Source organism: Micromonospora citrea (assembly GCF_900090315.1).
Classification (GTDB): domain Bacteria; phylum Actinomycetota; class Actinomycetes; order Mycobacteriales; family Micromonosporaceae; genus Micromonospora; species Micromonospora citrea.
On record NZ_FMHZ01000002.1, the window covers coordinates 2,555,368 to 2,577,598 of the forward strand.

Annotated in this window: 15 protein-coding genes; 6 read left to right on the top strand and 9 right to left on the bottom strand. The window is 74.1% G+C overall.

Annotated elements, in window-relative coordinates:
* Nucleotides 1-40 precede the first annotated feature (40 nt).
* From GA0070606_RS11595 to GA0070606_RS33690, 5 genes are all read right to left on the bottom strand, one after another.
* Nucleotides 41-1,660 (bottom strand): DUF885 domain-containing protein, encoded by a 1,620-nt coding sequence (locus GA0070606_RS11595; protein ID WP_091097750.1) that lies wholly within the window; start codon nt 1,658-1,660, stop codon nt 41-43.
* Between the two features lie 22 nt (nt 1,661-1,682).
* A complete protein-coding gene (locus tag GA0070606_RS11600; RefSeq protein ID WP_091097753.1) occupies nt 1,683-2,654 on the bottom strand; it encodes a nucleoside triphosphate pyrophosphohydrolase in 972 nt (323 codons plus the stop codon).
* A 2-nt stretch (nt 2,655-2,656) separates the two neighbouring features.
* On the bottom strand, nt 2,657-3,406 hold the full coding sequence (locus GA0070606_RS11605; protein WP_091107613.1) for a hypothetical protein: 750 nt from the start codon (nt 3,404-3,406) through the stop codon (nt 2,657-2,659).
* A 102-nt stretch (nt 3,407-3,508) separates the two neighbouring features.
* Nucleotides 3,509-7,153 (bottom strand): transcription-repair coupling factor, encoded by a 3,645-nt coding sequence (gene mfd, locus GA0070606_RS11610; RefSeq protein WP_091107615.1) that lies wholly within the window; start codon nt 7,151-7,153, stop codon nt 3,509-3,511.
* Between the two features lie 105 nt (nt 7,154-7,258).
* Nucleotides 7,259-7,393: a hypothetical protein gene (locus GA0070606_RS33690; protein WP_281190643.1), complete on the bottom strand. Its 135-nt coding sequence runs from the start codon at nt 7,391-7,393 to the stop codon at nt 7,259-7,261.
* Nucleotides 7,394-7,507: 114 nt separating this feature from the next.
* On the opposite strand from GA0070606_RS33690, the gene GA0070606_RS11615 reads away from it, so the two are divergent.
* Nucleotides 7,508-8,428: a cyclase family protein gene (locus GA0070606_RS11615; protein WP_091097757.1), complete on the top strand. Its 921-nt coding sequence runs from the start codon at nt 7,508-7,510 to the stop codon at nt 8,426-8,428.
* A 128-nt stretch (nt 8,429-8,556) separates the two neighbouring features.
* Here the strand turns inward: GA0070606_RS11615 and GA0070606_RS11620 are convergent, their stop codons facing one another.
* Nucleotides 8,557-9,597 carry a S66 family peptidase gene (locus GA0070606_RS11620; protein WP_091097760.1) on the bottom strand — a complete coding sequence of 347 codons (1,041 nt, stop codon included), beginning with the start codon at nt 9,595-9,597 and terminating at the stop codon, nt 8,557-8,559.
* 83 nt (nt 9,598-9,680) lie between these two features.
* On the opposite strand from GA0070606_RS11620, the gene GA0070606_RS11625 reads away from it, so the two are divergent.
* Entirely contained in the window at nt 9,681-10,700 is a 1,020-nt protein-coding gene (locus GA0070606_RS11625) for a hypothetical protein (protein ID WP_091097765.1), read from the top strand.
* Between the two features lie 104 nt (nt 10,701-10,804).
* Nucleotides 10,805-13,591 carry a phosphoenolpyruvate carboxylase gene (gene ppc / locus GA0070606_RS11630; RefSeq protein ID WP_091097769.1) on the top strand — a complete coding sequence of 929 codons (2,787 nt, stop codon included), beginning with the start codon at nt 10,805-10,807 and terminating at the stop codon, nt 13,589-13,591.
* 89 nt (nt 13,592-13,680) lie between these two features.
* On the opposite strand, the gene GA0070606_RS11635 is transcribed toward ppc, so the two are convergent.
* Entirely contained in the window at nt 13,681-14,421 is a 741-nt protein-coding gene (locus tag GA0070606_RS11635) for a hypothetical protein (protein ID WP_091097772.1), read from the bottom strand.
* A 135-nt stretch (nt 14,422-14,556) separates the two neighbouring features.
* Between GA0070606_RS11635 and GA0070606_RS11640 the strand changes: the two genes are divergently transcribed.
* Nucleotides 14,557-15,735: a DNA recombination protein RmuC gene (locus tag GA0070606_RS11640; RefSeq protein WP_091107617.1), complete on the top strand. Its 1,179-nt coding sequence runs from the start codon at nt 14,557-14,559 to the stop codon at nt 15,733-15,735.
* Between the two features lie 161 nt (nt 15,736-15,896).
* Nucleotides 15,897-19,160: a S8 family serine peptidase gene (locus tag GA0070606_RS11645; RefSeq protein ID WP_091097776.1), complete on the top strand. Its 3,264-nt coding sequence runs from the start codon at nt 15,897-15,899 to the stop codon at nt 19,158-19,160.
* 202 nt (nt 19,161-19,362) lie between these two features.
* On the opposite strand, the gene GA0070606_RS11650 is transcribed toward GA0070606_RS11645, so the two are convergent.
* Complete coding sequence (locus GA0070606_RS11650; RefSeq protein ID WP_091097778.1) at nt 19,363-19,803, bottom strand: hypothetical protein; 441 nt, start codon at nt 19,801-19,803, stop codon at nt 19,363-19,365.
* Nucleotides 19,804-19,847: 44 nt separating this feature from the next.
* Entirely contained in the window at nt 19,848-20,837 is a 990-nt protein-coding gene (locus tag GA0070606_RS11655; RefSeq protein ID WP_091107619.1) for a 4-hydroxy-3-methylbut-2-enyl diphosphate reductase, read from the bottom strand.
* Nucleotides 20,838-20,975: 138 nt separating this feature from the next.
* On the opposite strand from GA0070606_RS11655, the gene xseA reads away from it, so the two are divergent.
* Nucleotides 20,976-22,196 (top strand): exodeoxyribonuclease VII large subunit, encoded by a 1,221-nt coding sequence (gene xseA / locus GA0070606_RS11660; RefSeq protein ID WP_091097781.1) that lies wholly within the window; start codon nt 20,976-20,978, stop codon nt 22,194-22,196.
* Nucleotides 22,197-22,231 lie beyond the last annotated feature (35 nt).

Genomic DNA, 22,231 nt, shown 5'->3' on the forward strand with positions numbered 1-22,231 from the left:
AGCCCTCTCCCCCGGCCGGGCGTCGGTGGGTTGCCCTGCCCTACAAGCCGAGCAGGGTGCGCAGGTGGCGCGGGGGCGGGCAGTCGTGGGCGAGCATCGCGTCGTGCCATTCGCGCACCGACACGTCGGCCGGGCGGGCGGCGGCGATCTCGGCGACCTCGCTGTAGCCGACGAAGTACGTCGACAGCTGGGTCGAGGTGAGCAGGGCGCGCCGCCACTTGCCGGCCGCCTCCCCCTCCTCCTGGAAACCCCGCCCGGTCATCAGCGCCATCGCCTCGGCCTCGGGCAACTCCTCGCAGTGGACGAGCTGGTCCAGCAGCGCGTTGATGGTCATCCGGAGCTGCATCTTGAGCTGCTGCAACCGCACCGGCAGGCCGCCGAAGCCGAGGCCGGCCATCAGCTCCTCCGCGTAGACCGCCCAGCCCTCGATGAACGGGCCGGACTCGGTCAGCGCCCGGACCCGGGTCGGGCCGATGTGCCGGCGGGCGTGGGCGAGCTGGAGGAAGTGCCCCGGCATCGCCTCGTGCACCGTCAGGTTGCGGATCATGTGGTCGTTGTATTCCCGGTAGAACGACTCCACGCGGTGGGCCGGCCAGTCCGCCGGAGTCGGCGCGATGCAGTAGAACGTCGGCACGTCCGCCGTCTCCAGCGGGCCGGGCGAGTCGCAGTAGGCGACCGCCACGCCCCGGGCGAACTCGGGCATCTCCTGGATCACGCAGGGGTCGTCGACAAGGGTGACCAGGTCGTGGGCGCGGACGAAGTCGGCGGCCTCGTCCAGGGTGACCGAGGCGAGGTCCACGATCGTGGCGTCGTCGGGGTGCTCGGCGGCGAGCAGGTCCAGCGCGCGGCGTACGGTCTCGTCGTCGGCCGGGCCGCCGACCAGCTCGACGGCCGCCGCGCGGATCTCCTCGGTGACCCGCTCCAGGTTGGCCCAGGCCCGGCGCTGGATCTCGGCGGCGCCCAGCTCCGTGTCGAGGGTGTGCCAGAGCCGCGCCTCCCAGCGGCGGCGGCCCAGGCGCGGGTCCCGCCCGGGGCCGTCGTCGGCGGCCAGGCCCTGCCGCAGCCACGCGACGAACTCCTCCAGCGCCGCGATCGCCGCCGTGGCGGCCGGCTCGACCCGGTCGTGGAGGGCGGGGGCCTGCGCGAGCAGCGCCGGCACCTCGTCGCGGATCAGCGCCGCCGTGCCGGTGAACTGCCCGACGGCCGTCTCGGCGTGGACGCGCGGCATGTCGCGCAGCGTCGCGCGGGCGGTCGCCAGCGCGTCCGGCACGGCGGCGAGCCGACCGGCCAGGCTGGTCAGCCGCTCCTCGACCGGCGCGAACGGGCGGGCGGCCAGCGCGTGCAGCAGCGGTCCGGGGTTGTGCCGCAGCGGGTCCCACTCGTGCGCGCGGATCTCGCTCCACTCGAACAGCGCCCGGTCCACGAACGAGGTGAGCAGGGCGTGGTCGACCCGCTCCTCGACGCCCAGCGAATCCGGGTCGAGCTCGGCCAGCGCGTCCGCGGCCTCCCTCAGCATCGCCTGGTCGGCCGCGACGGCGGTGGCGGACAGATCGGGCAGGCGGTCGTCGTGACGGTGGTCGCCGGTGGAGGTCGCGAGCCCCGGCCGGCTCTCCAGCAACGCGTCGACGATCCGCTCGGCGAGCGGCACAAACGATTCCACCCGCCGACCCTACCGGGCCGACTCAGGCCTTTTCGGCGGCGCGGACCGCGTCCGCGTAGGCCAGGGCGGCGCGGCGCAGGGCCGCCTCCGGGTCCAGGCCCGCCTCGCGGGCCGCCGCGACCGTGCCGAGCAGGCTCGCGCCGAGCCGCGCCTCCGGGTCCGTCTGGGAGTCGCCGAGGGGCGGCGGTACGGCGAGACCGACCCGCCCGGCGCGATCCAGGATCTTGGCGGCCAGCGCGAGGGCGGGCTGGCTCAGCGCGACGCCGTCCAGCACCGACTCGCGGGTCTTCTCCGACCGCTTGATCCGCTCCCAGTTCGCCTCGATCTCCTCGATCGAGCCGGCCTCGGCCCCGGAGAAGACGTGCGGGTTGCGGCGGACCATCTTGTCGACCAGGCCCCCGGCCACGTCGTCGACGGTCCACCGCTGCCCCTCGGGCAGCTCCTCGGCCAGCCGGGCGTGCAGCACCACCTGGAGCAGCACGTCACCCAGCTCCTCGCGCAGCGCGTCGGTGTCCCCCGCGCTGATCGCGTCGTACGCCTCGTAGCACTCCTCCAGCAGGAAGCCGGCGAGGCTCTGGTGCGTCTGCGCCCGCTTCCACGGGTCGCCGCCGGGAGAGGCCAGCCGGTCCATCACCGCCACCGCGTCGAGCAGCCGGGCGCCCGGCGGGTCCCAGGAGCCGTACATCAGCTCCAGCTCCGCGAGGCCCGGCTCGCGGGCCAGCCGCAGGCCCAGCTCCCGGGCCAGCGACTCGTCGCCGGCCGGGCCCGCCAGCCAGACCACGGCGCCGTGCGCCGCCACCGCGTCGAGCAGCGCCTGCGTCGCCGGGCCGTCGACCAGCCGCACCTCGGCGCCCGCCGCGCGCAGCGCCGTGGTCAGCTCGCTCTCCGCCCCCGCCAGCACCGGATGCCGGCGTACGACGTCCCACGCGGCAGCGGTCAACAGCCCGGCGGGCAGCCGGGGCGAGGTGACGAGCAGGACGATCCGCGCCGACATGCTCAGCTGTCGGCCGGCCCGGCCAGCGGGTCCGGGGTGGAGACGTCGGTGACGGCGCCCGTGCCGGCCTCGCCGAGCGGCACGCTCACCGCCGGGGCGTTGCCGGCGAAGCTCAGCACCGGGAACTCCAGCGGGCGGTAGCGGGGGTTGACCGTCACGTCGTGCGCGGCGACCACCTCGGCCAGCGCCCTGCGGGTGGCCAGGGCGGTGCGGAACTGCTCGCCGTCGAGCTGCCGGGCGGCGGCCTCGTCGGTCACGTCGGCCGGGATGGCGCCCGCCTCGCGGCCCGCCGCCACCACGTCCGCCAGGTCCTGATCGGTCGGCGTGACCGGCGCGCCGGTCGGCACCCCCGAGAGGCAGGTGTAGAGGTCGGCCACCCGCCGCACGTAGTCGGTGTCGGGCGTGAGGCCGAACTGCTGGGCGAGCTGGACCGCCTGCACCTGCGACCGTGGCTGGTGGTTCTGCTCGGCCGACACCTGCTCGCAGACCTCGGCCAGCACCAGCACGCTGACGACCTCGCCGCGCCCGGGCAGTTGGGGCGCGGGCGCCGGCGGGCGCGCTTCGGGGGCGGCGGACTCCTCGCCCGGGGTCGGGTTCTTCGCCCGCAGGTCGGCCACGACCGCGGTGACGGCATCCTCGGTGATCCGCTGGTCGCCGACGTAGGCGGCGACGCCGGGCTCGGCACGGCAACCGGAGAGGGCGACGAGGCCGAACGCCATGCTGGCGACGGCGACAAGACGGCGAGCACGCATGACGGTCACTCTCTCATGCCGCCCGAGGCGCGTGTGACGCCGCCCACCCGTGTGCCCTGCCGCGGGCCGGGCCGGTCCCGACCCTGCCCGCTTCCACCCGGCTCACCGGGCCGGGGCCCCGGCCGGTTGCGGCTCGCCCAGCACGTCGGAGAGGAGCTGTGCGCACCACTCCAGCAGAGCCTGGTCGCGCAGCGGCTCGCCGCCGATCCGGCGGGTGCTCGGCCGGGGCACGCTGACCTGGTCGAGCGCGGCCTTGTAGACCGAGTCCGGGTGGTAGCGCTTGAGCCGCAGCTGCTTCGAGTCGGGCAGCGGCAGCGGGCCGAACCGGATGTGCCTGCCCTGCATGGAGACGTCGGTCAGGCCGTAGCGGCGGGCCAGCAGGCGGAACCGGGCCACCGCGACCAGGTTCTGCACCGGGGCGGGCGGCTCGCCGTAGCGGTCCGTCATCTCCGCCACCACCTCGCGCAGGCGCTCCTCGTCACGCGCCTCGGCGAGCTTGCGGTACATCTCCAGGCGCAGCCGCTCCACCCCGACGTAGTCGTGCGGCAGGTGCGCGTCGACCGGCAGGTCGACCTTGACCTCGGTCTCCTCCTCCGGGCGCTCGCCCTTGAACGCGGAGACCGCCTCGCCGACCATCCGCACGTAGAGGTCGAAGCCGACGCCCTCGATGTGGCCGGACTGCTCGCCGCCGAGCAGGTTGCCGGCGCCCCGGATCTCCAGGTCCTTCATCGCCACGTACATGCCGGCGCCCAGCTCGGTGTGCTGGGCGATGGTCGCCAGCCGCTCGTGGGCGTGCTCGGTGAGCGGCTTCTCCGGCGGGTAGAGGAAGTAGGCGTACGCCCGCTCCCGGCCCCGGCCGACCCGGCCGCGGATCTGGTGCAGCTGGGCCAGACCGAGCAGGTCGGCCCGCTCCACGATCAGGGTGTTGGCGTTGGGGATGTCGATGCCGGACTCCACGATCGTGGTGCAGACCAGCACGTCGAACTCCTTCTCCCAGAAGCCGACCATGACCTTCTCCAGGGCCTCCTCGCCCATCTGGCCGTGCGCCACCGCCACCCGCGCCTCGGGCACCAGCTCGCGCAGCCTCCGGGCCGCCTTCTCGATCGACTCGACCCGGTTGTGCAGGTAGAAGACCTGCCCGTCGCGGAGCAGCTCGCGGTGGATGGAGGCGGCCACCTGCCGCTCGTCGTACGCCCCGACGAACGTCAGCACCGGGTGCCGCTCCTCCGGCGGGGTGGCGATGGTGGACATCTCCCGGATGCCGGTGATCGCCATCTCCAGGGTGCGCGGGATCGGGGTGGCCGACATGCTCAGCACGTCGACCGAGGCGCGCATCGTCTTCAGGTGCTCCTTGTGCTCGACGCCGAAGCGCTGCTCCTCGTCGACGATGACCAGGCCCAGCGACTTGAACCGGGTGGCCGCCTGGAGCAGCCGGTGGGTGCCGATGACGATGTCGGCGGTGCCCTCGGCGGCCATCGCGAGGGTCTGCTCGGCCTCCTTCGGCGTCTGGAAGCGGGAGAGCTGCCGGATCGTCACCGGGAACTGGCTCATCCGCTCGGCGAACGTGTTGTAGTGCTGCTGCACCAGCAGGGTGGTGGGCACCAGCACCGCCACCTGCTTGCCGTCCTGCACCGCCTTGAACGCCGCCCGGACGGCGATCTCCGTCTTGCCGTAGCCGACGTCGCCGCAGATCAGCCGGTCCATCGGGACGGTCTGCTCCATGTCCCGCTTGACCTCTTCGATCGCGGCGAGCTGGTCGGGCGTCTCCTGCCAGGGGAAGGCGTCCTCCAGCTCCCGCTGCCACGGCGTGTCCGGGCCGAAGTTGTGCCCCTTGGACGCCTTGCGGGCGGCGTAGAGCTGGATGAGCTGGGCGGCGATCTCCCTGACCGCCTTGCGGGCCCGGGCCTTGGACTTCTGCCAGTCCGAGCCGCCCATCTTGTGCAGGGTGGGCTGCTCGCCGCCGACGTATCGGGAGAGCTGGTCGAGCTGGTCGGTGGGGACGAAGAGCCGGTCGCCGGGCTGGCCGCGCTTGCTCGGGGCGTACTCGATGACGAGGTATTCCCGGGAGGCGCCGTTGACGGTGCGCTGCACCAGCTCGACGTAGCGGCCGATGCCGTGCTGCTCGTGCACGACGTGGTCGCCGGCCTTCAGCTCCAGCGGGTCGATGGTGTTGCGCCGCCGGCTGGGCATCTTGCGCATGTCGCGGGTGGAGGTGCCCCGGCCGCCGGTGACGTCGGTGCCGGTGAGCAGCACGAACCGGGACGCCTCGTCGACGAAGCCGCTGGCCAGGTTGCCGCAGGTGACCAGCAGCTCGCCGGGGGCGGGCGCGGTCGGCACCTCCTCGGTCAGCCGCGCGCCGAGACCGGCGTCGCGGAGCACCTCGACCGCCCGCTGGGCGGGGCCGTGCCCCTCGAAGACCAGCGCGATCGCCCAGCCCTCGCCCGCCCAGCGCTTCAGGTCGTCGACCACCCGGGCGGTCTCGCCGTGATAGAGCGGAGCCGGCTGCGCGGCCAGCGTCACCGCGATCGCGTCGTCGGGGGTGACGTCCACCTCGCCCGGCTCGTCCTCCCAGGGCTCCCACTCGGGGGCGGCGGACTCCGCCTCGGCCAGGCCGAACGGCGACAGCGTCCACCAGGGCCGGCCCAGTCTCGCGGCGGCGGCGCGTACCTCCGCCAGGGTCTTGAAGGCGGCGGCGCCGAGGTCGACCGGGGCCTGGCCGCCGACGGCGGCCGCGGCCCAGCTCGCCTGGAGGAACTCCTCGGAGGTACGCACCAGGTCGTGCGCGCGGGTGCGGATCCGCTCCGGGTCGCAGAGCAGCACGTGGGTGCCGGCCGGCATGCAGTCCAGCAGCAGCTCCATCGAGTCGGCGCCGATCAGCGCCGGGGCGAGCGACTCCATGCCCTCCACGGGGATGCCCTCGGCCAGCTTGTCGAGGATCTCGGCCAGCTCCGGGTGCTCCTCGGCGAGGGCGGCGGCCCGCTTGCGCACCGAGGGGGTGAGCAGCAGCTCCCGGCACGGCGGCGCCCACAGCTGCGGCACCTGCTCGATGGTCCGCTGGTCGGCCACGGCGAAGGTGCGGATCTCCTCCACCTCGTCGCCCCAGAACTCGACCCGGGACGGGTGCTCGTCGGTGGGCGGGAAGATGTCGAGGATGCCGCCGCGCACGGCGAACTCGCCCCGCTTGGTGACCAGGTCGACCCGGGCGTACGCCATGTCCGTGAGCCGGCGGGCGACGTCGGCCAGGTCGGCCTCTCCCCCGGCGGCGAGCTGCACGGGCTCCAGGTCGCCGAGCCCCTTGAGCTGCGGCTGGAGCAGTGACCGGACGGGCGCCACGACCACCCGCAGCGGGCCGGTGCGCCCGTGCGCGTCCGCCGACTGCGGATGGGCCAGCCGGCGCAGCACGGCCAGTCGCCGGCCCACCGTGTCGGAGCGGGGCGAGAGCCGCTCGTGCGGCAGCGTCTCCCAGGACGGGAAGACCGCCACCTGCTCCGGCGGGAGCAGGCTGCCCAGCGCGCCGGCCAGGTCGTCGGCCTCCCGGGTGGTGGCGGTCACGGCGAGCACGGGCCGGCCGGCGCCCCCGGCCGCCTCGTCGCCGGTGACGGCGGCCACCGCGAACGGGCGCAGCGCCGGCGGCGCGGTCAGGTCGAGGCCGTCGACCTGGGCCGCGCCCGAGCGCGCCAGGTCACGGGCGCGGCTCAGGCCGGGGTCGGCGAGGGCGGCGGCGAACAGGCCGGCGAGCTTGCTCATGATCACTTCCAGACAGGCCGATTACCCCACGTCCAGCCGGACGGGGGGTTGTCCCCGCCAGCCTATCTCCACCCACCGATGACCTGCGGCGCTCACCGACACCCGTCAGCTGACGGTCCGGGAGAACCGGCGCACCGCCCACCCGGCGCCGAGCGTGCCCACCGCGCCCACGATCAGCAGCGCCTGGATCACACCGGAGTCGGCCAGCCGGCCGGCGAACAGGGCCCGGGCCGCCTCCACCGCGTAGTAGCGGCTCGTCAGCCGGGGCCTGGTCGAGGTCGTCTGACCCGCTCCGCCGGGCGTCCCACCCGGATGGATCTTGACGGGTGGGACGGCTCGTGATCGGGTTGGGCCATGGCTGAGCAGTGGCGCGCACAGTTCGACGCGGAGGTGAGCTTCGCCAACGGCGGCGGGCTGCGTACGGAGGAGTTCCGGCTGGACATCCCGGGCCGGGAGATCGGCGACGACGAGCTGGCCGCGCTCTTCGTGCGGCACCTCGGGCTGCTGATGGTCGCCGAGGTCCGGATCACGAACAGGACGGTCCTCGCGGAGCCGCACAAGGGCGGCCGGGGCGTGACGGGGACCGACGGCACGACCGACGTCGCCGCTCGGCGACTGGTCGAGCTGAGCCACGTGATCACCGACGGGATGACCACCCTGCCCGGCTGGCCGGCCCCCCGGGTCACCGAGTGGCTGACCCGCGACGCCTCCCGGGCCAACTACGCCCCGGGCACCGAGTTCCAGGTGGCGCGGATCGACATGATCGCCAACACCGGCACGTACCTGGACACCCCCTCGCACCGCTACGCCGACGGCGCCGACCTCGCCGGCACGCCGCTGGACCGCCTCGCCGACCTGCCCGGCATCGTGGTCCGGGTGCCGGCCGACACCCGCGCGATCGACCGGCTGATGCTGGCGCCGTACGACGTGGCCGGGCGGGCGGTGCTGCTGCACACCGGCTGGTCGGCGCACTTCGGCACGGACCGGTACGGCGCCCCGGAGGCGCCGTACCTCACCGAGGACGGTGCCCGGGCCCTCGTCGAGGCGGGCGCCGCCCTGGTCGGCATCGACTCGATCAACATCGACGACATGAGCCCGGCGTCCGCCGGCGCGCGCCCGGCCCACAGCACCCTGCTGGCCGCCGGAGTGCCGATCGTGGAGCACCTCACCGGCCTCGACGCGCTGCCCCCGGAGGGCTTCCGGTTCACCGCCGCCCCGCCTCGGGTGGCCGGCATGGGCACCTTCCCGGTCCGCGCCTTCGCCGTCGTCGGCTGACCGCCGCGTCCCACCCGACGCCGCCGGGCCGCGGCGTCCCACCCGACGCCGCCGGGCCGCCGCGTCCCACCCGACGCCGCCGGGCCGCCGCAGGCGGTCCGACCGCCGCACGCCGCCGGTCCGGCCGCTCAGTAGCGCACCGAGATCCGCCGCTCGACCGCGTCCACCCGGACCTCGCCGCCGTACGGGACGATCAGCTGCGGGTCGGTGTGGCCGAGGTCGACGTCGAAGACCACCACCGCGTCGGGCGCGTACGCGGCGAGCGCCCGGGTGACCGCCTCCCGCTGGGCCTCGGCCCACTCCCGCCGCTCCTCGACGGAGTGCGGCTTCTCGAAGTCCCACGCCTTCGCCCGGCCGACGAGCACCGCCGGCGACGCGGTGAGCAGCCCCCGCTCCCCCATGTTGCGCAGCATCCGGAACACCTCGGTGGCCGGGGGCATCTCCTCCGACGTCTCGACGACCAGCACCGACCCGGCCAGCGCCTCGACCGGCGGAACCCGGTCGGCGGCCATCAGCCAGTGCAGGATCTCCAGGTTGCCGCCCCAGGCGCGCCCCTCGACCACCCGCCGCGGCCCCTGCCAGCGCCAGCCCTCCCCCGGCAGCATCTCCGGCTCGTGGGCCAGCGACGCCGGGTCCCGCCAGTCGCCCGGCCGGTCGCCCCACTCCGGCGCGGGCGTGAGGTCGTACCAGCCGGAGGTGAAGAGGGCGGCGCGCAGCGAGTCGAAGGTCAGCGGGTGCGGCCGGCCGGGGCGGCCGAGGTGCACCAGCACCGACCCGCCGTGGTAGCCCACGATGCCCAGCCGGTGGAGGTGGTTGAGCAGGTTGGTGTTGTCGGAGTAGCCGAAGAACGGCTTCGGGTTGGCCCGCAGCACGGCGTCGTCCAGGTGCGGGGTGACCGTGATCTGGTCGTCGCCGCCGATCGTGGCGAGCACGGCGGTGATCGTCGGGTCGGCGAAGGCGGCGGTCAGGTCCCGCGCCCGCTCGCGCGGGTCGGCGCCCATCACCCGCGTCGTCGGATACTCCACCGGCTCCAGGCCGAACTCCTCGCGCAGCCGGCGCAGCCCCAGCTCGTACACGTGGGGAAAGATCGCGGGCAGGCCGGCGGAGGGTGAGACGACCGCGACCCGGTCGCCCGGCCGGGGCTTGGGAGGGTAGTTCGGCGGAGTCATGATCGAACGCTAGCGGGTCGGTCGAACGGTTTCCGCCTGGATAACAGCGGTGAAAGCCGCGCAAATCGCCCTAGGCTGACGGCGTGGACGAGGAATCGCGCAGCCGGCTGCGCACCGCGGGGCTGCTGCTCGGCACCCTGCTGCTCGCCACCGCGTTCATCGCCGCCTACGTCGGCGCGCTGCACCAGCCGACCCCGCGCGACGTGCCCGTCGGGGTGGTGCGGGGCGACCAGAAGGCCGAGGCCGTGCTCGACGCCGTGCGCAACCAGACCGACCGGATCAAGGCCGTCGGGTACGCCGACCCGGGCGCCGCCGCCGACGGCCTCGCCACCCGCGAGGTGTACGCGGTGCTCACCAGCACGGCCGAGGGCGGGCTGGCCCTGGCCACGGCCAGCGCCGCCGCGCCCGCCGCGACCGACGTCGTCGTGCAGGTGCTCGGCACCGCCGCACGGCAGGCGGAACTGCCGCTGCGGGTGACCGACGACGTCCCGGTGGCCGAGGCCGACCCGCGCGGGCTGGTCCCGTTCTACCTGGCCGTCGGGTACGTCCTCGGCGGCTATCTCGCCTCCACCGTCCTCGGGCTCGCGGGCGGCACCACGCCCCGAGGCCCGCGCCGCGCCGCACTACGGCTCGCCGCGCTCGCGGCGTACAGCGTGGTGCTCGGGATCGTCGGCGCGGTGGTGGTCGGGCCGGTCATCGGCGTCTGGGACCACGACCTGGCGGGCGTCGCCGCCGCCGGGGCGCTGGCGGTGTTCGCGGCGGCGGCGGCCGCCGCCGCGGTGCAGGGCTGGCTCGGCCTGCTCGGCACCGGCCTGGTGATCCTGCTGCTGGTGGTGCTCGGCAACCCCGGCTCCGGCGGCATCTACGCTCCCGAGTTCCTGCCCGCCTGGCTGCGCGGCATGCACCGGTGGAACGTGCCGGGGCTCGCCACCGACCTGCTCAAGTCCGTCGTCTACTTCGACCGCCGGTCGACCGGCTGGTCGGTGACCGGGCTCGCCCTGTGGTGCGTCCTCGGCGCGGCCGGGCTGCTCACCGCCGGCGTGTTCCGGGGCCGTCGTGCCGCGGCCCGCCGGTCGGGCCGGCCCGCGTCCGCACCGGACTGAAGAATGAGACGAAACCGGGACCCCCTCCTGGCGACGGCGGGGACGTGGATACGATCCAGGGGATCGGACAGCGCTGTCCTTCGTACTCACGTAAGGAGCGCACCGTGACCGACCAGCACGACCACGACGGCCCCGACGCCGCGCTGCGCGCCGACATCCGCCGCCTCGGCACCCTGCTCGGGCAGACCCTCGCCCGCCAGGAGGGCCGCCCGCTGCTCGATCTGGTCGAGGAGATCCGCGCGCTGGTGCGCTCCGACGCGCCCTCCGCGGCCCAGCGCCTCGCCGGCCTCGACGTCACCACCGGCACCAAGCTGGCCCGCGCCTTCTCCACCTACTTCCACCTGGCCAACATCACCGAGCAGGTGCACCGGGGTCGGGACCTGCGCCGCCGCCGGGCGATCCAGGGCGGCTGGCTGGACCAGGCGGCAAAGATGATCGCCGAGCGCGGGGTGCCGGCCGAGGAGATCGCCGCCGCGGCCCGCCGGCTGGCGGTACGGCCCGTCTTCACCGCGCACCCCACCGAGGCGGCCCGCCGGTCGATCCTGTCGAAGCTGCGCGCGATCGCCGACGAACTGGACACCGAGACCGCCAACGCGATCCTCTACGGCGCCAGCGACGAGGGCCCGGCCAACCGCCGCCTCGCCGAGCTGCTCGACCTGATGTGGCAGACCGACGAGCTGCGGCTCGACCGGCCGGATCCGACCGACGAGGCCCGCAACGCCATCTACTACCTGCGCGACCTGTACGCCGAGGCCGCCCCGCAGGTGCTCGACGACCTCGCCGACACGCTGCGCACCCTCGGCGTGGAGACCTCCCCCACCGCCCGGCCGCTGAGCTTCGGCACCTGGATCGGCGGCGACCGCGACGGCAACCCGTTCGTCACCCCGACCGTGACCCGCGAGGTGCTGACCATCCAGCACGAGCACGGCATCGCGGCCACCGAGAAGGCGATGGACCACCTGATCAACGAGGTGTCCGTCTCCCGGCGACTGCGCGGGGTGTCGCTCGACCTCTCCGCCAGCCTCGCCGCCGACCTGGACGCGCTGCCCGAGGTGGCACCCCGGTTCCGCCGGGTCAACGCCGAGGAGCCCTACCGGCTCAAGGCACGCTGCGTGAAGGCGAAGCTGGCCAACACCCGGCAGCGGCTGCGGCAGGGCACCGCACACGTGCCCGGCCGGGACTACCGGGGCTCGGCCGAGCTGATCGCCGACCTGGAGCTGCTGCGCGCCTCGCTGGCCCGCAACGCCGGCCAGCTCACCGCCGTGGGCCGGCTCGCCTCCACCATCCGTACGGTCTCCGCGTTCGGGCTGCACCTGGCGACCATGGACGTGCGGGAGCACGCCGAGGCGCACCACGCGGTGCTGGCCCAGCTCTACGCGGCCGTCGGCGAGGTCTCCGACTACCCGTCGCTGACCCGGCTGGAACGCACGAAGCTGCTGGCCGACGAGCTGGCCGGCCGTCGGCCGCTCTCCACGCTCGACACCCCGCTGACCGAGGCGGCCCGCAAGACGTTCGACGTGTTCGGCACCATCCGCGAGGCGCAGGACAGGTTCGGCAACGAGGTCATCGAGTCGTACATCATCTCGATGACCCTCGGGGTGGACGACGTGCTCGCCGCGGTGGTGCTGGCCCGCGAGGCCGGCCTGGTCGACGTGCACAGCGGCCGGGCCCGGATCGGCTTCGTGCCGCTGCTGGAGACCCCGGCCGAGCTGAACGCCGGCGGCGAACTCCTCGACGAGCTGCTGTCCCTGCCCGCGTACCGGGCGCTGGTGGCGGCCCGGGGCGACGTGCAGGAGGTGATGCTGGGCTACTCCGACTCCAACAAGGAGGCCGGCATCACCACCAGCCAGTGGTCCATCCACCGGGCCCAGCGCGCACTGCGCGACGTGGCCGCCCGGCACGGCGTACACCTGCGGCTCTTCCACGGCCGCGGCGGCACGGTCGGGCGCGGCGGCGGGCCGACGCACGAGGCGATCCTGGCCCAGCCGTACGGCACCCTGGACGGCGCCATCAAGGTCACCGAGCAGGGCGAGGTCATCTCCGACAAGTACTCGCTGCCGTCGCTGGCCCGGGAGAACCTGGAGCTGACCCTGGCCGCGGTGCTCCAGGCCACGCTGCTGCACACCGCGCCCCGGCAGCCCGCCGAGATGCTGGAGCGCTGGGACGCGACGATGGAACTGGTCTCCGACTCGGCGTTCCGGTCGTACCGGTCGCTGGTGGAGGATCCGGACCTGCCCGCGTACTTCTGGGCGTCCACGCCCACGGAGCTGCTCGGCGCGCTGAACATCGGCTCGCGGCCGGCGAAGCGGCCGAACACCGGGGCCGGTCTCGCCGGGCTGCGCGCCATCCCGTGGGTGTTCGGTTGGACCCAGACCCGGCAGATCGTGCCCGGCTGGTTCGGGGTCGGCTCCGGTCTGGCCGCGGCCCGGGAGGCGGGGCTGCAGGACGTGCTGGCCGAGATGCACCGCAACTGGCACTTCTTCCGCACGTTCCTGTCCAACGTGGAGATGATGCTCACCAAGACCGACCTGAGCATCGCCCGCCGGTACGTCGAGACGCTGGTGCCGAAGAAGCTGCACCCGATCTTCCACAAGATCGAGCAGGAGTACGAGCTGACCAAGCGGGAGGTGCTGGCGGTGACCTCCTCGCCGGCCCTGCTGGAGAACTCGCCGGTGCTCCAGCGCACCCTGGCCGTCCGCGACACCTACCTGGAGCCGCTGCACCACCTCCAGGTCGCCCTGCTGCGCCAGTACCGGGAGTCCGGGGCGGCCGGTCGGGCACTGGTCACCGCGCCGGGCGGCCGGCGGGCACCGAGCGACGGCACGGCGCTGGAGCGCGCCCTGCTGACCACGGTGAACGGCATCGCCGCCGGCATGCGCAACACCGGCTGAGGGGTGCGGCGGGGCGCCCGCGCCACGGACATCGTCCGGCGAGGGGCCCCGCTGACCGCACCGACGGGCGGCTCACCCGGTCGGCGCGGTCAGAAGTCGCCGCCCCCGAAGTCACCGCCGCCGAAGTCACCGGCCTGGTCGCCGCCGACGTCGCCGCCCTGGTCGCCGTGGTCGGCGCCGTCGCCGAAGCCCTCCTCGTAGCCGGCCGCGTAGCCGTAGCCCGGGTCGGCGAAGGCCGGCGAGAAGAGCGCGTCGGCGATCAGCAGGCCGCCGACCACCCCCGCGCCGGCGCCGAGCGCGGTCTTCCACCAGGGGGTGGAATACCAGCCCGCCGGCACCGGCCGGCCCTGGAACCGCCCACCGGGGTAGTAGTAGGGCGTGTCCCGGCCGGGCTGCGGGCCGGCCTTGAAGGTCTGCCCCTGCACGTCGACCTGGCGTTCCCGGGTCAGCTCGCCGGCGCCCTGCGCGGCGGCCAGCGGCGGCAGCTCGGGGCCGGGGTCGATGCCGAGCGCCACCCGGGCCGCCCGGGCGTACGTCAGCCCCTCCAGCGCGGTCTCCCGGGCCAGGCGGTACTGCTGGACGGTCCGGGCCTGCTCGAGCTGGCTGCCGGCCGCGTTGTAGCGCTCGCCCGCGTCGACGAGCGCCTGGCGTACCGCCGGGTGGTCGCCGTGCAGGTTCATCACCTGTCCGCCCAGGCGCTCGTACCAGCGCTGGGCGTCGGCCCGCACGTCGGCGAGGCTGCGGGCCTCGCGGGCGGCGCTCTCCCGCCGCCACCACACGAACGCGCCCACCAGCAGCACCACGAGGATCGCCACGAGCAGAATTTCCATGGCCCGAAGGTACCCGCGCCGGTCAGGTCGTACGCCTCCGGCGCGGCCCCTCCCCGGCGCCGCCCACCGGCCCGGCCGGGCGCGCCGGCCGCGTCCCCGCCGGCAGCCGTCGCACTCGTCTGGCAAGCTCCGGTGGTGGACTTCTCGACGCTGGCCGTGGTGGTCGTCTGCCTCGCCGCCGGAGGGGCGGCGGGCTGGTACGCCGCCCGGGCCCGCTCGGCCACCGACATCGCCCGGCTCGACGCGACGCTGCGGGCCACCCGGGAGGGCGAGGGCCGGCTGGAGCAGTCCATGCGCGCGCTCAGCTACGAGGCGACCGCCCAGTCCCAGGAGGCCGTCGCCCGGGCGGTGGCGCCGCTGCACGACACGCTGCGCCGCTACGAGCAGCGCGTCGCCGAGCTGGAACGGGACCGCATCGACGCCTACGCCGAGCTGCGCGAGCAGGTCCGCACGATGAGCAGCGTCTCCGGCGAGCTGCGCACCGAGACCAAGCAGCTGGTGGCGGCCCTGCGGGCGCCCCAGGTGCGGGGCCGCTGGGGCGAGCACCAGTTGCGCCGGATCGTCGAGGCGGCCGGCATGCTCGAGCACTGCGACTTCTCCGAGCAGGTCACCGCCGCCACCGACCACCAGGGTGTCCGCCCCGACCTGGTGGTGCGCCTGCACGGGGGCCGGTCGGTGGTGGTGGACGCCAAGGCGCCGTTCGACGCCTACCTGACCGCCATGGAGGCGCGCGACGAGCGGGGCCGCGACACCCACCTCGACGCGCACGCGCGACACCTGCGGGCGCACGTCGACGCGTTGGCCGCCAAGTCCTACTGGGCGGCGTTCGACAGCACGCCGGAGTTCGTGGTGCTCTTCGTGCCGGCCGACCCGTTCCTCGACGTCGCGTTGCAGCGCGACCCGACGCTGCTGGAGCACGCGTTCGCCCGCAACGTGGTGCTGGCGACCCCGGCCACCCTGGTCGCGCTGCTGCGCACCGTGGCCTACTCGTGGCGGCAGGAGGCGCTGGCCCGCAACGCGGTGGCGGTGCACTCGCTGGCCCGCGAGCTGTACGGGCGGCTGTCCACCCTGGGCGACCACGTCGGCAAGCTGGGCTCCTCGCTCGGCGGCGCGGTGACCGCGTACAACCGGGCGGTGGGGTCGCTGGAGTCCCGCGTCCTGGTCAGCGCCCGCAAGCTGGCCGAGCTGGGGGTCTCCGACCAGGAGTTGGCCGCGCCGGCGCAGATCGAGCTGGCCCCCCGCCAACCGCAGGCCCCGGAGCTGCTGGAAACCGTCGACGCGGACGCGCCGACCGGTCGGTCGACACTGGACTGACAGCCGATACCTACCACCTCCAATGTGACAATGCGCATCCCCGCATGTCACGAAGTGGTCACAACGAACTCGCCGGTAGTGACAGTGACCAACGCCAGCACGAAGGATGCGGTCACGCGCGCCCTGCATCTGAGGGCCCTGTTCTCTGGAGGAAAGAGAACGTGAGCAAACCCCGAAACCTGAGCCGGCGCACCTCCGCCGCGCTCTTCGCGTCGGTCGTGGCGGCCAGCGCCGTGACCGTCGCGGGCGGCGCCGCGAGCGCCGCGCCGACCGCCGCGCCCGACACCTCGCAGGCCACCCCCGTCGAGGCGCTGGGCTCGCACGACGCCAAGCTGCTCGCCGAGGCGGAGGCGAAGAAGGCCCCCACCGTCACGCTGATCGTCGCCACCGACAAGGGCGAGGCGAAGGACGTCGCCGAGGACCTCAAGGCGCTCGGCGCCGCCGTCACCGAGCGGTACGACAGCATCGGCTACGTCCTGGCCAAGGTGCCCACCTCGAAGGTGGTCAAGGCGGCCACGCTGCCCGGCGTCTCCGCAGTGGACCTCGACGAGACCATTCAGCTCCCCGACCCGACGCCCGAGGTGGCCGCCGGCGGCAAGAAGGCGGCGAAGCAGGCCGCGACCCTGCCCGGCCCCGGCGCCGACACCCCGGCCGCCAACCCGTACATGCCGACCAACGAGATCGGCGCCGTCGACTTCGTGCGGGAGCACCCGGAGTGGGACGGCCGCGGCGTCACGATCGGCATCATGGACTCCGGGGTGGACCTCGGTCACCCGGCGCTCCAGCAGACCACCACCGGCGAGCGGAAGATCGTCGACTGGGTCACCGCGACGGACCCGTTCGAGGACGCCACCTGGCGCGCCATGATCACCGAGGTGAGCGGCCCGACGTTCACCGCCGCCGGCGCGACCTGGAAGGCCCCGGCGGGCACCTACCGGTTCAACCGGTTCGCCGAGTCGGTGACCGCGAACAGCGACCCCGCCGGTGACGTCAACCGCGACGGGGACCGGACCGACGCCTTCGGCATCCTCTACGACCCGGCCACCCACAACATCTGGGTCGACGTCAACCAGAACAACGACTTCACCGACGACGCCCTGATGCGGCCGTACAAGGAGAAGTTCGACGTCGGCCACTTCGGCACCGACAACCCGGCGACCCCCGTCGCCGAGCGGATGCCGTTCGTCGTGGAGTACCGCGAGGACGTCGACACCGCCCCCCTCGGCGGCCCCGGCCTGGTCGACTACGTCAACATCGGCATCGTCGAGAGCACCCACGGCACCCACGTCGCCGGCATCACCGCCGCCAACGACATGCTCGGCAACGGCGCCTTCGACGGTGCCGCACCCGGCGCCAAGCTGGTCTCCGCCCGCGCCTGCTCGTGGGGCGGCGGCTGCACCTACGCCGCCCTCACCACCGGCATGGCCGACCTGGTGATCAACCGCAAGGTCGACGTCATCAACATGTCGATCGGCGGCCTGCCGGCGCTGAACGACGGCAACAACGCCCGCGCCGAGCTCTACAACAACCTGATCACCACCTACGGCGTGCAGATGTTCATCTCGGCCGGCAACTCCGGCCCGGGCCTGAACACCATCGGCGACCCCTCGGTGTCGTCCAACGTGGTCAGCGTCGCGGCGAGCATCAGCAGGGACACCTGGCTGGCCAACTACGGCTCCGTGGTGAAGCGGAAGAACGCGCTGTTCAACTTCTCCTCGCGCGGCCCGCGTGAGGACGGCGGCGTCAAGCCGAACATCGCCGCCCCCGGCTCCGCCATCTCCACCGCGCCGACCTGGCAGCTCGGCAACCCGGTTCCCGAGGCCGGCTACCCGCTGCCCCCGGGCTACGCGATGCTGAACGGCACCTCGATGGCCTCCCCGCAGGCCGCCGGCGCCGCCGCGCTGCTGCTGTCGGCCGCCAAGGCGACCGACAAGGGCGTCACCCCGGCCGCGCTGCGCCGGGCGATCTACTCCTCGGCCAAGCCGATCAAGGACGTCCCGACGTACGCCCAGGGCTACGGCATGTTCAACGTGCCCGGCGCCTGGAAGCTGCTGCGCAAGGGCGTGGAGACCCGGTCGTACACCTCCGACGCCCCGGTCTGCACCGTGCTCTCCGGGCAGCTCGGCACCCCGAACCGAGGCACCGGCGTCTACAACCGATGCGCCTCCGCCGACGGCGGGCACCGGGTCGGCCAGTCGAAGGCCTACCAGGTCAAGCTGACCCGCACCAGCGGGCCGGCCGGCACCGTGCGGCACAACGTGGGTCTGCGCGGCAACGACGGCACCTTCTCGGCGCCGAAGACCGTCTCGCTCCCGCTGAACCAGACCGTCACCGTCACGGTCACCGCCAGGCCCGCCACCTCCGGCGCGCACGGCGCGATCATGACGATCGACGACCCGCGCACCTCGGTCGTCGACTTCGAGGTCTCCACCGTGGTCGTGGCCTCGAACGACGTGAAGAAGCCGGACTACTCCTTCTCGGCCGAGGGTTCGGTCGACCGGAACGGCTTCACCTCGTACTTCGTGACGGTGCCGCCGGGCACCGGCGCTCTCCAGGTGAACCTGTCCGGCATCGCCACCGGTTCGCAGACCCGGTTCATCGCCTTCAACCCGTACGGCGTCCCGGTGGAGAGCACCTCCAGCCTCGCCTGCTACACCAACTTCTCCGACGCCAACGCCTGCAAGCCGCAGGAGCGCGACTACCAGAACCCGATCGCCGGGGTCTGGGAGATCGAGGTGGAGTCCCGTCGGACCTCGCCGTCGCTGAACAACCCGTTCCAGCTCACGGCGCGGGTGCAGGGTGTCGCGGTCGAGCCGGCCGTGGTCGAGCTGCCGTCGGTCGCCGCCGGTGCGGCGACCCCGGTGACCTGGTCGCTGACCAACACCTTCGGCCCGGTCGCGGTGACCGGCCAGGGCGGCCCGCTCTCCAGCGTGCACGCCGAGCGGCCGACCATCGCCGAGGGCACGTCGCAGGAGTTCACGGTGGAGGTGCCGGCGGGCGCGACCCGCTTCACCGCCCGGATCGGCAACCCGGCCAGCGCCGCCGCCGACCTCGACCTCTACGTCTTCCGCGGCACCACGGAGGTCGGCCGGGCCGCCGACGGCGACTCGGAGGAGGCCGTGACCATCAACAACCCGGCGGCGGGCACCTACCGGGTGGTCGTCGAGGGCTACGCGGTGGACGGGGCCGGTGGCAGCACCGCCTACGACTACCGTGACTCGTTCTCGGCGGCGGCGCTGGGCACCCTCTCCGCGCCGGCCACGCCGCTCAACCTGGCCAACGGCGCCACCGCCACCCTCACGGGCACGGTGACCGCCCAGGCCACCCCGGGCGCCGGCCGCGCGCTCTTCGGTGAGCTGTCCGTGGTCACCACCGAGGGCGCGGTCGTCGGCCGCGGCGCCGTCTCCATCGGCGCCGTGAACTGACCCGTCCCGCACCGGAACACCGGAGCCCGTCCCCACCCGGGGGCGGGCTCCGCCCGTTCCGGGGCAGGGGGCGGGCAAAGGGCCGTCGCCGGTCCTCGCCCGCCGGGCCCGGACAGCGCGAGGCAGGAGGCACCACGGAGGCCGGCGTCGGTCGCGGCCCGAACAGCTCGCCCCCGCGGCGGACGCGGAAGCGGGCGGCAGTCTAGCCGCGGCGAGCGGTGTCGACCTGGAAGGGCGTGCCCTGCTGGCAGGTGGTGAGCAGGTCGGGCTGGACCCGACCGGTGACGGTCACCTTCGCGCCGGGCCGCAGCACGTCGCGCGGACCGCCGACCAGCAGGTAGTTGCCGAGCAGCAGGCAGTTGGGCTCGACCCCCGGGGTGATCGTCCCGGTCAGCGTGGTGCCACCCGCCGGCGGCGACGACGTCGGCCGGCCGGGCTTCGTGGGCGGCGGCAGGACGGGGCCGGTCGCGTCGTCGCTGGTCGGCGGCGCGCCGGGGGTGTTCGGATCCGGGCTGGGCACGGTGGTCACAGGGGCTCCCGTCGGGCTCGGGGTGGGGTTGTCGCCGCCACCGTCCTGGCCGCCGCAGGCGCTCAGCGCCACGCAGACGGCCAGCGCGGAGACGGCGAGCCGAAAGGTCCTCATACCCGTATCCGACGCAGCGAAGCCGGCCGCCGTTCCCTGCCGGGTCAGCCGCGGGCCGCGGCGGCGGCCTTCATGTCCCGCTTGAGTTCCTGGGGCAGCGAGAAGGTCAGCCGCTCGTTGGCGGTCACCACCTCGTCGACGTCGGTGAAGCCGCGCGCGGCGAGGTGGGCGAGCACCTCCTGCACCAGTTCGTCCGGGACGCTGGCGCCGGAGGTCAGCCCCACCGTCCGCGCCCCCTCCAGCCAGGCGTCGTCGATCTCGTGCGCGAAGTCCACGAGGTGACCGGCCCGCGCGCCGGCGTCCAGGGCGACCTCGACGAGGCGTACGGAGTTGGAGGAGTTGCGCGAGCCGACGACGATCACCACGTCGCACTCGGGCGCGATCTCCTTGACCACGTGCTGCCGGTTGGAGGTGGCGTAGCAGATGTCGTCGCTCGGCGGCGACTGGAGCATCGGCAGGCGCTTCTTGAGCCGGGCCACCGTCTCCAGCGTCTCGTCGACCGAGAGGGTGGTCTGGGAGAGCCAGACGACCTTGTTCGGGTCGCGGACGGTGATCCGGTCGGCGTCCTCCGGGCCGTCCACGAGCTGGATGTGCTCGGGGGCCTCGCCGGAGGTGCCGATGACCTCCTCGTGCCCCTCGTGGCCGATGAGCAGGATGTCGTAGTCCTCGGCGGCGAACCGCTTCGCCTCCTGGTGCACCTTGGTGACCAGCGGGCAGGTCGCGTCGATCGCCTTCAGCGAGCGCGCCTTCGCCTGCTCGTAGACCTCGGGGGCCACGCCGTGCGCGGAGAAGATGACGGTGGCGCCCTCCGGCACCTCCTCGTTCTCCTCCACGAAGATCGCGCCCTTGGCCTCCAGGGTCTGCACGACGTGCTTGTTGTGCACGATCTGCTTGCGCACGTAGATCGGGGCGCCGTAGAGCGTGAGCGCCTCCTCCACGGTCTGCACGGCGCGGTCCACGCCCGCGCAGTAGCCGCGGGGCTTGGCCAGGAGCACACGCTTGCCGGTCCGGGACGTCGCTTCAGGCTGAGTCACCCGCCCATCGTACGTGCCGTCCCGAACCCCGACACCGCCCGCGACCGCCACCACGGCCCCTCACCCGCCTCGACCGCCCCGTCCCCGTCCGGGCCGGCGATCACGGGGACTGTCCGGGGCGGGCCGTAGGGTGGGCGGGTGAGCACAGGCGAGGTGGGGCGGAGCACGTCCGAGGAGCCGTGGCCGGTCCGGGTGGTGAGCCAGAAGGTCGGCGCCTGGATCGCCCGGCTGGGCTGGGTGTGGGTGGACGGCCAGGTGGCGCAGATCAGCCGCCGGCCGGGTGCCACCACCGTCTTCCTCACCCTGCGGGACCCGTCGGCCGACCTGAGCCTGACCGTCACCACCAATCGGGACGTCCTCGACGCCGGCGCACCGGAGCTGCGCGAGGGCGCCCGGGTGGTGCTGCACGCCAAGCCGGAGTTCTACGCGGCCCGGGGCACGCTGAGCCTGCGCGCCGACGAGATCCGGCAGGTCGGTCTCGGCGAGCTGCTGGCCCGGCTGGAGAAGCTCAAGAAGCTGCTCGCGGCCGAAGGCCTCTTCGACCGGGCCCGCAAGCGCCGGCCGCCGTTCCTGCCCAACCGGATCGGGCTGATCACCGGCCGCGCGTCGGCCGCCGAGCGGGACGTGCTCACCAACGCCCGCCGGCGCTGGCCGGCGGTGGAGTTCCGCACGGTCAACGTGGCCGTCCAGGGGCCGAGCGCGGTACCGCAGATCGTCGACGCGCTGAAGGTGCTCGACGCCGATCCGACCGTCGACGTGATCATCATCGCCCGGGGCGGGGGCGGCATCGAGGATCTGCTGCCCTTCTCCGACGAGGCGCTCTGCCGGGCCGTCTTCGCCTGCCGCACGCCGGTGGTGAGCGCGATCGGCCACGAGACCGATGCGCCGCTGGTCGACTACGTCGCCGACGTGCGCGCCTCAACGCCGACCGACGCGGCCAAGCGGGTGGTGCCCGACCTCACCGAGGAGGTACGCCTCATCCGGCAGGCCCGGCACCGCCTGGAGCGGGCGGTGCGCAACCTCGTCGACCGCGAGTCGCACCGGCTCGACGGGCTGCGTTCGCGGCCGGTGCTGGCCCGCCCGCAGGTGATGGTCGACCAGCGGGTCGCCGACCTGACCGGGCTCCGCCAGCGGGCGGGGCGCTGCCTCGACCACCGGCTCGCCGCCGCCGACGACGACCTGCGGCACACCCTGGCCCGGCTGCGTGCCCTCTCCCCCGCCGCCACCCTCGACCGGGGCTACGCGATCGTCCAGCGGTCCGACGGCCACGTCGTGCGCGCCGCGTCCGAGGTGGGCAAGGGCGACGCGCTGCGGGTCCGCCTCGCCCAGGGCGAGCTGGCCGCCACGGTCGACGGCTGAACGGGGAGATCAGGCACGATGTGGTGGGATGGCAG

Bases quoted from the DNA above. Each gene is read 5' to 3' on its own strand.
- GA0070606_RS11600 (WP_091097753.1), bottom strand. From the start codon at position 2,654: ATGTCGGCGCGGATCGTCCTGCTCGTCACCTCGCCCCGGCTGCCCGCC.
- GA0070606_RS11605 (WP_091107613.1), bottom strand. From the start codon at position 3,406: ATGCGTGCTCGCCGTCTTGTCGCCGTCGCCAGCATGGCGTTCGGCCTC.
- mfd (WP_091107615.1), bottom strand. From the start codon at position 7,153: ATGAGCAAGCTCGCCGGCCTGTTCGCCGCCGCCCTCGCCGACCCCGGC.
- GA0070606_RS11615 (WP_091097757.1), top strand. From the start codon at position 7,508: ATGGCTGAGCAGTGGCGCGCACAGTTCGACGCGGAGGTGAGCTTCGCC.
- GA0070606_RS11620 (WP_091097760.1), bottom strand. From the start codon at position 9,597: ATGACTCCGCCGAACTACCCTCCCAAGCCCCGGCCGGGCGACCGGGTC.
- GA0070606_RS11635 (WP_091097772.1), bottom strand. From the start codon at position 14,421: ATGGAAATTCTGCTCGTGGCGATCCTCGTGGTGCTGCTGGTGGGCGCG.
- GA0070606_RS11650 (WP_091097778.1), bottom strand. From the start codon at position 19,803: ATGAGGACCTTTCGGCTCGCCGTCTCCGCGCTGGCCGTCTGCGTGGCG.